General features: G+C 44.3%; 12 protein-coding genes. 9 read left to right on the plus strand and 3 right to left on the minus strand.

From position 1 onward, the window contains the following. Positions 1-22 precede the first annotated feature (22 nt). Genes zipA through HUJ19_RS08620 form a run of 3 tightly spaced genes read left to right on the plus strand, consistent with a single transcriptional unit; the run spans position 23 to position 3674 of the window. The gene (gene zipA, locus HUJ19_RS08610; protein ID WP_290623448.1) at positions 23-1024 is read left to right on the plus strand and encodes a cell division protein ZipA; all 1002 of its coding nucleotides are present in this window, start codon (positions 23-25) and stop codon (positions 1022-1024) included. 24 nt (positions 1025-1048) lie between these two features. Further along, positions 1049-3109 (plus strand): NAD-dependent DNA ligase LigA, encoded by a 2061-nt coding sequence (gene ligA, locus HUJ19_RS08615; RefSeq protein ID WP_290623450.1) that lies wholly within the window; start codon positions 1049-1051, stop codon positions 3107-3109. Positions 3110-3119: 10 nt separating this feature from the next. Continuing rightward, positions 3120-3674 (plus strand): phosphoglycerate mutase family protein, encoded by a 555-nt coding sequence (locus HUJ19_RS08620; RefSeq protein WP_290623452.1) that lies wholly within the window; start codon positions 3120-3122, stop codon positions 3672-3674. An 81-nt stretch (positions 3675-3755) separates the two neighbouring features. On the opposite strand, the gene rne is transcribed toward HUJ19_RS08620, so the two are convergent. Beyond that, positions 3756-6593 carry a ribonuclease E gene (gene rne / locus HUJ19_RS08625; RefSeq protein WP_290623454.1) on the minus strand — a complete coding sequence of 946 codons (2838 nt, stop codon included), beginning with the start codon at positions 6591-6593 and terminating at the stop codon, positions 3756-3758. Positions 6594-7203: 610 nt separating this feature from the next. Here rne and rluC point away from each other — a divergent pair. Next, positions 7204-8154 carry a 23S rRNA pseudouridine(955/2504/2580) synthase RluC gene (rluC, locus tag HUJ19_RS08630; RefSeq protein WP_290623456.1) on the plus strand — a complete coding sequence of 317 codons (951 nt, stop codon included), beginning with the start codon at positions 7204-7206 and terminating at the stop codon, positions 8152-8154. Next, positions 8151-8801 (plus strand): HAD-IA family hydrolase, encoded by a 651-nt coding sequence (locus tag HUJ19_RS08635; protein ID WP_290623458.1) that lies wholly within the window; start codon positions 8151-8153, stop codon positions 8799-8801. The genes rluC and HUJ19_RS08635 overlap by 4 nt, the downstream gene beginning before the upstream one ends. A 71-nt stretch (positions 8802-8872) precedes the next feature. Here HUJ19_RS08635 and HUJ19_RS08640 read toward each other — a convergent pair whose 3' ends face one another. Continuing rightward, positions 8873-9403 (minus strand): peroxiredoxin, encoded by a 531-nt coding sequence (locus HUJ19_RS08640; protein WP_290623460.1) that lies wholly within the window; start codon positions 9401-9403, stop codon positions 8873-8875. An 80-nt stretch (positions 9404-9483) separates the two neighbouring features. On the opposite strand from HUJ19_RS08640, the gene HUJ19_RS08645 reads away from it, so the two are divergent. From HUJ19_RS08645 to HUJ19_RS08660, 4 genes are all read left to right on the plus strand, one after another. Then, positions 9484-10038, plus strand: a complete 555-nt coding sequence (locus tag HUJ19_RS08645) for a GNAT family N-acetyltransferase (RefSeq protein ID WP_290623461.1) — start codon at positions 9484-9486, stop codon at positions 10036-10038. 15 nt (positions 10039-10053) lie between these two features. Continuing rightward, entirely contained in the window at positions 10054-10560 is a 507-nt protein-coding gene (locus tag HUJ19_RS08650; protein WP_290623462.1) for an O-acetyl-ADP-ribose deacetylase, read from the plus strand. Further along, positions 10561-11337: a fructosamine kinase family protein gene (locus HUJ19_RS08655; RefSeq protein WP_290623465.1), complete on the plus strand. Its 777-nt coding sequence runs from the start codon at positions 10561-10563 to the stop codon at positions 11335-11337. 734 nt (positions 11338-12071) lie between these two features. After that, complete coding sequence (locus HUJ19_RS08660) at positions 12072-12311, plus strand: hypothetical protein (protein WP_290623463.1); 240 nt, start codon at positions 12072-12074, stop codon at positions 12309-12311. An 80-nt stretch (positions 12312-12391) separates the two neighbouring features. On the opposite strand, the gene HUJ19_RS08665 is transcribed toward HUJ19_RS08660, so the two are convergent. Further along, on the minus strand, positions 12392-12982 hold the full coding sequence (locus HUJ19_RS08665) for a Maf family protein (RefSeq protein WP_290623464.1): 591 nt from the start codon (positions 12980-12982) through the stop codon (positions 12392-12394). Positions 12983-13133 lie beyond the last annotated feature (151 nt).

Consider the following 13133-nt stretch of genomic DNA (forward strand, 5'->3'; position numbering starts at 1 on the left):
CAATTTAAGAAAAGGTGAAGTGATGGACTGGCAGTTCACTTTGTTACTGATAATCGTAGGTTTGATCATTATTGGCTTTATTTACTTTGATGCTAAGCGTCGCAGTAAAGTCAGACGAGAAAAAGTTGAGCGTGAGCTTTATGAGCAGCGTCTGGAGCAGCAGCGTGATAATACGGGATTTGATCCGGATGGTATTGGCCAGGTCAGAGTCGTAGGTAAAAAGGCTCAATCTGACAGCTCTACAGTAAAACCGTCTTACCCTGATACTGAACAGATGTCTAAGCCAGTGTACGAAGATGATATTGAGCAAACTCAAGCTAAAGAACCACTGCACCAAAAGACTGTTCATCAAGATGTAGAACCTGAAGCAGCTGACAGCTCTTCCCAGGAGCATAAAGATCCGATAATTGATGAAAACAATGTACCGGTTCTGGATGATGCCCTGTTTGAATTTACCAGTGAGCATTTCAAACGTGAGGCGGCGAAAGAGCAGGTTAAAACTGAGCCAAAACTTGAGCAAAAACCGGAACAGCCTCAACAAACCTCGCTCTTCGAAGAGCCGGAGGAGGAGACTCCAACTGTAGAAGCTGAGCCAGAATTAATCTTTTCTCTGTATGTGGTTGCAGCACAGGACAAACCCTATCATGGTCCCGAATTAGTGCAGACCCTTGTTGAACAGGGAATGAGGCATGGCGACATGGATATTTTCCATCGTCACGCACAGGCCAATGGTCGTGGTGCCGTACAATTCAGTCTGGCTAACGCTTTCGAACCGGGCATTTTTGACTTGGACGATATTGAGAATCTACATTCAAAAGGGTTGGCATTATTTATGACCCTGCCTGGCCCAAAGAAGCCGATGCAGGCTTATGAGCTGATGGTTAAAACTGCACAAGCCATTACCCAGCAACTGGGTGGTCGTATTTTAGATGGTAGCCGCAGCAACTTTAGTCGCCAAATTGAAACCCATCATAAAGAGCAAATCAGCGAGTTTGAACGCCGACAGCTGCTTAATAAGCAATAACCTTAAATCACATAGACGAGAGTCATGAGTCACAACAAGTCTGATATAGAAAAGCGCGTAGCCGAGCTGCGCGCAACCCTCGATAATTATAATTACCAATATTACGTCCTAGATAATCCAACCGTTCCCGATGCTGAGTACGATCGTTTGTTGCGTGAGTTACAACAGTTGGAGTCAGAACATCCGGAACTGGTATCTGCTGACTCGCCAACACAGCGGGTTGGAGGAGAGCACTCAAAAAAGTTTGGAGATATTCGACATGAGTTACCGATGCTCTCTATTAACAATGCAATGAGTACAGAAGAAGTTGTCGATTTCGATAGAAGACTGAAGAAAACACTCAATATAGAAAGCGTTGAGTATGTTTGTGAGCCAAAATTTGATGGGTTAGCTATAAGTCTATTATATATCAGTGGAAAACTTGTTCGGGCAGCAACAAGAGGAGACGGTTATACTGGAGAAAATATTTTACATAACGCTAGAGAAGTATCTGATATCCCCAAAACCCTACAGGGAACCCCTTTTGAGCCTAATATAGATTTATTTATAGCTGAAACATACAGCAATACCGTTCCTCATAAAATAGAAGTTAGAGGGGAAGTGTATATGAAGAAGTCTGTATTTGAAAATTTAAATAAGAAGCTTGTAAATAAAGGTGAAAAGCTTTTAGCCAATCCTAGAAATGCAGCAGCAGGCAGTTTGCGATTACTTGATTCAAAAAAAGCAAAACAACGAAAGTTATCATTTTTTGCATATTCTATTGGTTATGTTTCTGATGAGTTTGAACTCCCTCAAACTCAATTTAAAAGACTGAAATTTGTTGAGAAACTAGGGTTTCCAGTTTGTGATAAAGTAAAAGTTGTCTCTAATGTTAGCGCTTGTATTAAATATTATGAAGAAATGCTTATTGAAAGAGAGTCTCTAGATTATGAGATAGACGGTATTGTATATAAAGTTAACGATATCGCTTTGCAGGATAAAGCAGGCTATGTTTCAAAAGCACCAAAGTGGGCTATTGCACACAAATTACCACCTCAGGAAGAAAGTACGAAACTATTAAGTATAGATTTCCAAGTTGGACGTACTGGAGCATTAACGCCTGTTGCGCGACTTGAGCCAGTTTCCGTTGGCGGTGTAACAGTCAGTAACGCGACACTGCATAACATGGACGAAATTGCACGACTTGATGCTCGCATTGGTGATACAGTCATCATTCGCCGTGCTGGTGATGTCATTCCGCAGGTGGTTAGTGTGATTCTTGAAAAGCGACCACCGGATGCAGAAGAAATCTTAACTCCTACTAATTGTCCAGTCTGTGATTCTCCAGTTGAAAGAACCAAAGGTGAAGCTGTTATCCGTTGTACAGGAGGCCTGGTCTGTTCGGCACAACGCAATGAATCCATCAAACATTTCGCTTCACGCAAAGCAATGGATATTGATGGGTTGGGTGATAAGCTGGTCGAAATTTTTGCTGAAAAAGGCATGGTGAAAACCATCAGCGATCTCTATCGTTTGAAAGCTGCTGACATCGCTGCACTGGAACGTATGGGAGAGAAATCGGCAGAGAATCTTATCAATGCCCTGGAACATAGCAAGAATACTACATTGCCCAAGTTTTTATACTCATTGGGTATTCGCGAAGTTGGTGAAGTGACGGCTAAAAATATTGCTCACCACTTTTTAACACTGGATGCCATTATTAATGCCAGTCAGGAAGAGCTTGAATCTGTGCCCGATGTTGGTCCGATTGTTGCTCATCATATCCGTGCATTTTTCGATAACGATGAAAACATCGAGCAAATTAATGAACTCAAACAACTGGGTGTGAATTGGCCTGATATTGAACAAACATCAGATGACGAGCTTCCATTAAAAGGTAAGACTTATGTTATTACTGGAACACTGGATGGTATCAGCCGTACTGAAGCTAAGTCTAAACTGGAAGCGCTAGGCGCGAAAGTTTCAGGCTCGGTGTCCAGTAAAACCACAGCTTTGATTGCAGGCGCCAGCGCAGGTAGTAAGCTCAAGAAGGCGCAGGAATTAGGTGTTGAAGTTTTAGACCAGTCATTTCTGGACAGTCTTTAGGAATTTTTTTATGACTATGTTCCGATTATCTATTACTACATTGCTTATCTCTGCAAGTTTTGCATTGCAGGCAGTAGAGCAGGTAAGCTGTCAGGATTACGATGTTTATGTCATGCGTCATCTGCCCAAAGCTGTTAGTGAGAATAAAGATACAGATTTAAGTGAAGAGGGTCATAGAATGGCTGTCGCTTTAAGTGAGCAGGACTTTATGGCACTGGTTGATGTCGGCTATACCACTGACTATAAGCGTACCAGGCAGACGCTTACCCCTTCTGCAAAACAGCATCATTTTGAGGTTCGAACTTACGACCCTCGTGATAATCAAGCTTTGGTTGATGAAATCAATAAGCAGTATTGTGGAAAAACCGTCATGATCGTTGGCCATTCTAATACGGTGCCGAGTATTGTGCAGGCGTTTGATGGTCAGTTTGAAGTTAGCTTTGCCGGACAGGCGTTACCGCAGAGTACGCAGATTCATTTGGATGAAGCGGATTACGGTGCAATTTTTCACGTCAAAAAAGAGCAAGGGAAGGTTAAGCAACGAATGTTTAGACTTGGACAATAAATAGCAATTGGGGTAACAAAAAACGGAGGCTTTTGGGCCTCCGTTTTCATTGCTGGGCTAAATAATTATCACTCAGTCAAGTCACTCACTCAGTGAACTGGTCTTAGCCGCAGGACTATTACTGTGCTTGTCACTGGTGTCTTCAATATCGGTTGTAATCACGTCATTCTCAGAAAACTGGTAAGGTTTCGGTGAGAAGTCTGCTGTTACTACCGAATCATTAGTAACGGCTTTTGCCATCGGCGCTGAAGCATGGGTTGCTTCATGCGGCTTGGCTGTTACTTTTGCTGGCTTGTCGGCACCATCGTTCACTGTTGGTTTAGGTTCTGGCTTAGGCTGAACTTGCTTCGCTTCTTGTTTGGGCTGAACAGGTTTAGCACTAGTCTCTGCTGGTGTAGCCTCAACTTCAACCTCTTTATTCACAAAAGGCTCAACGGTTTCAGCATCCAGCTTTTTAGCAACGGTTTCCTTAGGAGCCTGCGTCTGCTGCTGAGTATTATTCTGCTCATTTGAAGCTTCAGTGTGCACTGGTGATGCATTATCCTGAGCCTGAGCCTGAGCTTTAACCTTAGGCTGTTCAGATACATCGTTAGCAGCTTTTGGTGTTGCTTCCTGAGCCTCGGGTTTGGCTGGCTTTTTGTCCTTGCTATAACCCATAACATCAGTGATGCTGCGCTCTAGAGATTTATGAGCCTTGTAGACCATAATATCTTCAGCGTGAGCCTTGTTCTTTGGAGAACGCTCTTTAGTCGACTTATCACTGCTGGTTTTTTCTTTCTTGGCCACCGGCTTGGTTTCAACGGTTTCTTCCTGTGGCTTTTTGCTTTTTATCGCTGAGCGAACAGAAGGTTTTTTCTGCTGTTGAGCCTGTTCCTGAGCTGGCTGTTGCGTCTGCTGCGCTTCAGCCATACGTTCAGCACGTGTTTTACGTGGTGGACGTTTAGCCTCTGGCTGCTGCGGTTGCTTCTGTTCCTGCTTCTGCTCTTGCTTTTGAGCTGGCTGCTGCTGTTTTCTTTGTGGCTTGTCCTGTTGTTTCTTCTGTGGACGGCCACCAGATTTTTGCTGCGGCTTATCTTTATCGTCCCGCTGATCCTGTTGCTGGTTGCGGTTTTGATTCTGATTGCGACCTTTCTGGTTAGTACGCTTTTTACCCTGGTAGCGGTTGTTGCGACCACGGTTATTACGATCGTACTTGCCACGATTGTTTTGTGACTTTTTAGCTTTCTTTTTCTTGTCTTTATCGTCACCAAATAATGCAGTCCAAAGGCGTTTGAACAGACCTGGCTTTTTCTTTTTAGCAGGCTTGCTCGGAGCTGGCGGAGGGGTAGTTGGCTTAACACCTTTTAGCGCAGGCTGATCGCTTGCTGGAGCTGCCTGAGTACTACTTCTGACCAGTTCAACCTGCGGAGCTTCGCCAATCAGGCTGTAGCTGGCATCTTCAAGAGTTTCGCCGGCTTTAACCCGTAACACTTCATAATGAGGCGTTTCAAGATATGGATTTGGCACAACGACCAGGCGGACTTTTTGACGCTTCTCAATCTGCTCAATTTTGCGGCGCTTTTCATTCAGTAGGAATGTCGCCACTTCAACTGGTACTACAGCTTGAACTTCGGCTGTAGATTCTTTCATTGCTTCATCTTCCATCAAGCGAAGAATTGAAAGAGCCAATGAGTCGGTACCACGAATAACACCAGAACCGGTACAACGAGGGCACACGTGCTGACTGGATTCTTCTAATGACGGACGCAAACGTTGGCGTGACATTTCAAGCAAACCAAAGCGAGAGATACGGCCAATCTGAATACGCGCACGATCGCGAGCGACCGACTCTTTTAATACCCGCTCAACTTCACGCTGGTTGCGTGGAGGGCCCATATCAATGAAATCGATAACAATCAGACCACCAATATCGCGCAAACGTAGTTGACGCGCGATTTCTTCGGCCGCTTCGACATTAGTGTGCAAAGCGGTTTCTTCAATATCACCACCCTTGGTTGCACGGGCTGAGTTGATGTCGATAGAAAGTAAGGCTTCAGTCTGATCGAAAACTACTGAGCCACCTGAAGGCAGGCGAACTTCACGCTGGAAGGCGCTCTCGATCTGGCTTTCAACCTGGTAGCGGTTGAACAATGGAATTTCGTCGCGGTACAGCTTCACTTTGTTAACAAAGTCGGGGCGCTGATACTGTAATTCACTTTTTACGCGCTCATAGACTTCCTGGCGGTCAATGATGATTTCGCCAATGTCAGGGCGCAGGTAATCACGAATCGCACGAGTAATGACGTCAGATTCCTGAGTGATCAGAAATGGAGCCGGGCGTGTACCAGCGACCTGTTTGATGCCATTCCAGGTATCAATCAAGTAATTAAAATCGTATTGGATTTCTTCAAGGCTTTTGCCAATACCGGCAGTACGAACGATGCAGCCCATACCGTTGGGTACCGGAAGCTGGCTCATGACCTGCTTGAGTTCGGTGCGCTCATCGCCTTCGATACGGCGAGAAATGCCGCCAGCGCGAGGGTTGTTCGGCATAAGAACCAGATAGCTACCGGCCAGACTGATAGAAGTGGTTAAGGCGGCGCCTTTGTTGCCACGCTCTTCTTTGTCAATCTGGACAATGATTTCCTGGCCTTCTTTCAAGGCATCTTTAATGGTAGGACGGCCACGCGATGGGGCATTGTGCATGTACTCGCGGGCAACTTCTTTTAATGGAAGGAAGCCATGACGCTCGGCGCCATAGTCAACAAAAGCGGCTTCAAGGCTGGGCTCAATACGAGTGACCTTGCCTTTGTAAATGTTACCCTTTTTTTGTTCTCTTCCTGCCAGTTCGATATCTAAATCATACAAACGCTGGCCATCAACCAGCGCAACACGCAACTCTTCATGATGATTCGTTGCGTTAATCAACATACGTCTCATTTGTTATTAACTCTCAATTTCTGCGGACACAGGAAGAGTTAGCAAGAATATTAGGAATAGGGGTTAAAACCCTGGCTTGTCTTTAAAAACAAGGGGTTTTAGCTGTGAGTTTCTGTAAGTTCAGTATCTTAAACTGCCTTTTCATCACTAATTTGACTGTTAAACCTATTGATTTCCTGTTTGGCTATTCCACGTCTTACCGCTTTTTGTGCGCGAAAGAAGCCAAACTAACCGAGTAACTTTGACGTTTAATCTTGTAAACGTTTTATTTTGCTACTCTACAATTCTGCTATTTTCCGGTGACCGGCTTTAAAAATCATTTCACTTTTATGGTATTTCAGCTGTTGCATAGGCTATCTCTTTTTTAGAGCTGCTTAACGCTATGTGCTGTTAAATACCTACATATAAGGTGTTGTTTGCTTCCGTTGGCCTCAATGTTGCTTGCTTATATATCATGAAGCTTTGCTCGTTGAGGCGGAAGGAGCGACACCAGACGCTCATTTCGGAGCATATAGCTCAGTTCGGCATTATAGACTGCTTACAAATGCAGAGCAATCTTTTGTTGATTTAAGCTATTGATTTGACGTGTTTTCAGGTATAGTTGCGCCCGATGAATACCGAATCCCGTCCAAAAGTCCAATTTGTTGAAGTGCAGGCTGAAGAAGCCGGTCAGCGCATCGATAATTTTTTGCTCAAAAAACTCAAAGGCGTTCCCAAATCACGCATCTATAAAATGCTCAGAAAGGGCGAAGTGCGTGTTAATAAAGGCCGTGTGAAAGCTGAATATAAGATAGAAGAGGGAGATTCTGTTCGTATTCCTCCGGTGACAACTACCAACACTCAGACTGAAGTTCCTGTGAATCTTAATATTGTTCAAGACCTCGAGAATGCCATTCTGTATGAAGACAAGCGTTTGATGGTTTTGAATAAGCCACATGGCATGGCGGTTCACGGCGGTAGCGGCATGAGTTTCGGCGTGATTGAAGCGTTGCGAGCCTTAAGGCCTGAAGCACCATTCTTGGAGCTGGTTCATAGGCTTGACCGCGATACTTCAGGTTGTTTGTTAATAGCCAAAAAGCGCAGTACGCTACGTTTCCTGCACGAACAACTGCAGAAAAAGCTGATGAGCAAGCAGTATTGGGCTTTGGTTGAAGGCAAGTGGCCAGCCAAGTTAAAGCATATTGATTTTCCACTGGCGAAACACCATCTAAAGTCAGGCGAGCGAATTGTACGGGTGACAGAGGGCGGCAAACCCTCGCTGACGTCTTTCAGTGTGGTTGAGAACTTTAAAGATTTCACCCTGGTATCCGCTGAGCCGGTAACTGGGCGCACTCACCAAATCCGGGTACATGCACAACAGGCAGGGCATCCGTTGGTAGGTGATCCCAAGTATGGTAATGATGAGACAACTGAGCACTTTAAGCAGCAGGGGCTGTCTGGGCGTCTGTTTCTGCATGCTTACTCACTGACTTTTAAGGTAACGCCGGAAGATAAGGCAGTGAAGGTCGAAGCCCCGTTGCCTGATGATTTACAGAAAACTCTGGAGTATTTACGTCGATGATATCAAAGCAAACCCGACTCATCATTTTTGACTGGGATGGCACCTTGATGGATTCAACAGGACGTATCGTTTCTGCAATGCAGACAACGGCCACTAATTTAAAGTTACCGATCCCATCGGTAGATGATGTGCGTGGAATTATTGGGCTCAGTCTGAATGAATGTTATCGACGTCTGTTCCCTGAAGTTGAAGATCATGACTGGATTACCGAAGAGTATCGATATCAATATGTCGAAGGCGATCAAACCCCGAGCCCGCTATTTGAGGGTACTGAAGAAACGCTCGAACACCTTAAGAGCCAAGGCTATCTGTTAGCGGTTGCAACCGGCAAAGCGCGTCATGGCCTGGACCGAGTCCTGAATGAATCTGGTTTGATGTCTATGTTTGATGTCACTATTGCCAGCGACGAGGCACAAAGTAAACCACATCCGGAAATGCTGCATAAACTGATGGCTCATACTAAAACTCAACCAGAGCAGGCTGTCATGGTAGGCGATACCACTTTTGATCTGGAAATGGCGCGACGAGCAGGGATGGGGGGCATTGGCGTGACTTTTGGTGCTCATACCATCGACATGCTGAAAAGCTGTCAGCCGCAGGCCATTATTGATGATATTCGACATTTAAAAGGTTTCTCTGGACAATAGGAAAAACTGTCAGCCGAAGATTAGCCAAGAATATTAAAAAAGCGCTCCGAGAAGCGCTTGAAACGATAGTTTTAAATCTCTTTCTGTAAGCTCTTAAGCTGAGCGACCACATCTCTCATGTGTGTATCAGGATCAACATCATCATAGTGGTAAACGATGTTGCCGTTAGGATCGATGATGAAGGTTTGACGTTTGGCATATTCGACTGGTCCAAATCCACCTAAAACGTCATAAGCTGTGGCTGCTTCTTTATCCACATCAGCCAGAATACTAAAAGGCAATCCATGAATCTCGGCGAATGACTTGTGTGACTCAACGTCATCCAGTGATACGCCGACCACGTCTGCATTGAGCGCCTTGATATCTTTATATCCATCACGGAAATTTTTCGCTTCGGTAGTACAGCCAGGGGTGTCGTCTTTCGGGTAGAAATACAATACCAACCATTGGCCCTTAAAATCTTCAAGACTTTTCCACTCTTCGTTCTGATCCTGTAGCTTAAAATCTGGCGCTAAGGCTCCAACCCAGCCTGATTCAGCGGTTGCCGAAAAACTGAAAACCATCAGTAGTGCTGTTGATAAAGACAATAGAAAGTGTTTCATAACAGTGTTCATTCCAGTAGACCTTTTGTAAGATTGTAGAACTATTGGTTGCAACTTAATACCTGAGAGCTCAATTTTCTGTGAAGATTTGCCAAGATACGATAATAAAACTACCGGTTCTGGAAACAGAGCGTCTGATCCTTCGACATTATAAGGATACAGACCTGCCTGCCTATTATGAAATGATGGCAGATCCGGACATAACCCGCTATTTGTTTTCCGGTAAACCTATGTCTGAACATGATGCCTGGCGTAGCATGGCGACCATGGCTGGGCATTGGATGCTCAATGGCTATGGTCAGTGGGCACTTGAAGAAAAAAGCAGCGGTCAGTTTGTCGGCCGTGCCGGGCTCATAAAGCCGGAAGGATGGCCTGCAATCGAGGCGGGTTGGGTGCTGCATAAAAATGCCTGGGGCAAAGGCTATGCTACAGAGGCTGGTAAAGCCGTTATGCGCTATGGTTTTGAAGCCATGAACCTGGAGCGAATCATCAGTTTAATTCAGCCGGACAATGCGCCATCGATTAAAGTCGCAGAGCGGCTGGGCGAGTCATTTCGTAAAAAGATAACTCTGTTTGGTATCGATGCGCTGGAATATGCTATAGATAGCGAGACTTACCAGAGGTTATACAAATAACAGCAAGGAGTAGGGATGAGGTTAAGACTGGATGCGGGCGATATTACCCAGCTTTATGTGGATGCCATCGTTAATGCCGCCAAGAAAAGCCTTCTTGGAGGCGGAGGAGTGGACGGAGCCATTCATCGTGCCGCAGGACCTGAATTGTTGGAAGAGTGCAAAACCTTGGGCGGTTGCGAAACAGGTGAAGCCAAAATAACCAAAGGCTACGACCTTCCAGCTAAACACGTTATTCACACGGTTGGTCCCGTCTGGCATGGCGGTGATGAGAATGAAGCGGAGTTATTAGCCAGTTGTTACATGAACAGTTTGCAACTGGCCGAACAGCAGGGCTTGCGGAGCATTGCTTTTCCCTGCATCAGCACCGGGGTTTATGGCTATCCAAAACAACAGGCGGCAGCTATCGCAGTCAGTGTCTGTAAAATGTTTACCAGTAATGCCCAATCGTTAAAAGAAATCATTTTCAGCTGCTACGATGATGAAAGCTTAGCCATATACCGACAGCTGCTAACGGACTCATAAATAACGGACTCACAAGCTACCATGTTCCATAAAAGTAATAGTTCCCAATTCAATGATCACCTAATACAGGAAGCGAAAGGATTGGAACTGTTGCGTGAGACTATTCAAGAACATCAAGTTCCACACCTTAATATCCCCAAAATAGAATCGGTTTCTGATGAACAACTGGTGTTGCAGAAAGTTAATGGTTCAAGCTGGAATCCGCAACTGATGAAACAGCTCGGAGAAGGGCTGGCCCATTTGCACAAAGTTAAAGCTCCACACTATGGGCTGGACGAAGATAACTATATTGGACTCAACCCACAGGTGAATGGACATTTTGATCATTGGGGCAAGTTCTTTGTTGAACAACGCCTGCTCTATCAAACTAATCTAATCAAAGACCAAAAAGTAAAGCGCATGCTTGAGGAACCCATTCTTGAGCGTAAGGATTTGCTGGAAACCTGGCTCAACCGCCACTGCATTCACCCCAGCCTGGTGCATGGTGATTTATGGTCAGGTAATGTTCTGTTTGATGATCAAGGCCCATGGTTGATTGATCCTGCGGTCTATTATGGCGACCGCGAAGTGGATTTGGCCATGACCGAAATGTTCGGCGGCTTCAGTGAAAGTTTTTACGACGGCTACGACTCAGTGTATCCCAGAACCAACGCTTACCCACAAAAGAAAGTCATTTATAACTTGTATCATTATTTAAATCACTACAATCTTTTTGGTGGAGCTTATTTGCAGTCGTGCAGAAACCTGATTGATCAAATCCAGCATCACTTTTATTAATTGGAAGCTGACCTGTTAGAGAGTAATTGCTATTCTTAGTGTGAAAAATTATCAGTTTTCAAGACATCTCTGAACGTTGAGGTATGACCAAATTTAATGATTACCATATACAAAAGGCTATATTATGGATATTACATTTACCTAAAAGAGAAAGGTAAGGTAGTAAATAATGCAGATATTGGGATATTTGTAGGGTTGTCACATCTGGTTCTGTATGCGTTATTACTATTTATTCTCAACTTTTTCGATATCTTTGTTTTAAATAAAGAGAACTCAGTTTACGTTTTAATATCTGTTGTGTGTTTTGAATCAATTTTGATGAGCGTATTATTTGGAAAAGAGAAGTTAACCAAAATACAAGTAGATTTTAATGCATTACCACAGGAGAAAAAGAATTTTTATAAAAAGGCGATATTATATTTTACTCCTATCTCTGTGGTTCTGAGTATTTTAATTATATTTTTTACATACAAGTGATGTTTGTTATTTGCATAACTAAAACCAGTAAAGTAAGGGTCAGAAGTAGGGTGCGTCGAGACGCACCGAAGAACTTTAAAGTCACTCAGTTGGCTTACTAAGAAGCGGTATGCTTTTAGCGACATTTGTCAGGATCTAAGAGTTGCGGTCAAACACTTAACACTAAGAATAGTTTGGAAATTATAAAAATGGAAAGACGCCAACTAATTTTGATTTTTCTTATGCTTCATATGGTTTTTTATGGAATCGGTTCTTACATGGCGATAATGCTCAGCAAGCATCATTGGCAGATGTTAATAGCGAGTTTAGTAGTGATCACTTTAAGCCAGAAATATGTATTCCTGTTTCGGTGGTTAAGAGAAAAGTCAGAAGAAACCCTTGAAGTTATAGACCCAAATGAGCATATCAGTGTTAATGATGCCATTGAACAATATAAGGAAACTGAGCGTATCAGGCGCCAAAAGAGCAAGTGGTACGAATTCTGGAACTGGAGCTAGTCATCATCTTTTAACGGTGCGTCACGACGCAGGGTCTGCCCCCTTGGGTACCCTACATATCTACGAACCTTAATAGGTATTTAAATCAGCTCTACGCCAAACTCTCTGAGTCTGTTTACCAGTGCTATCAATGGCAACCCTATCAAGGCCGTCGGGTCTTTGGATTCTATGGCCTCAAATAGCACTATTCCCAATCCTTCACATTTGAATGAGCCTGCGCAGTCGAGTGGCTGTTCTTTTTCAAGGTAGTTGATGATTTCTTTATCACTGAGTTGTCTGAATCGTACTTTGGTGGCGACGACTGTGGTGTTTTGTGCTGTTTCACGCGCACTGGTGACACATAAAGAGGTGTAGAAGGTGACGGTTTGACCTGAGCAGGCTTTGAGCTGCTCTATGGCTTTGTCGATGGTTCCGGGTTTGCCGAGTATTTGATTATTAAGCACACACACCTGATCTGAGCCGATAACCAGTGCATCCGGATGATTGACTGCAACGGCAAGCGCTTTCTGCTGTGCTAACCTCGCAACCAGCTCTATCGGCTCCTCATCGGGAAAGGGTGTTTCGTCGATTTCGGGCGATAGGACTTCGAAATCATCCAGAATACGGTTCAGGAGCTCTTTGCGGTACGGTGAGGAGGAGGCGAGGATAATGCGGCTTTGACGAGTATTCATGGGTGTTTTTAATCTCGGGTTTTTATCAGGCTTTTTACTAAAGAATCAGTTGCTTAGGACCAATTGTGTAAGATTTGGCTAAAAAAGCAATCAAACAGGCAAAATTTGCTTAAAAATAGCGGGTTTGCTTTGACTAGACCACAAGATATAT

It is taken from the genome of Kangiella sp. (assembly GCF_014762745.1).
Classification (GTDB): Bacteria; Pseudomonadota; Gammaproteobacteria; order Enterobacterales; family Kangiellaceae; genus Kangiella.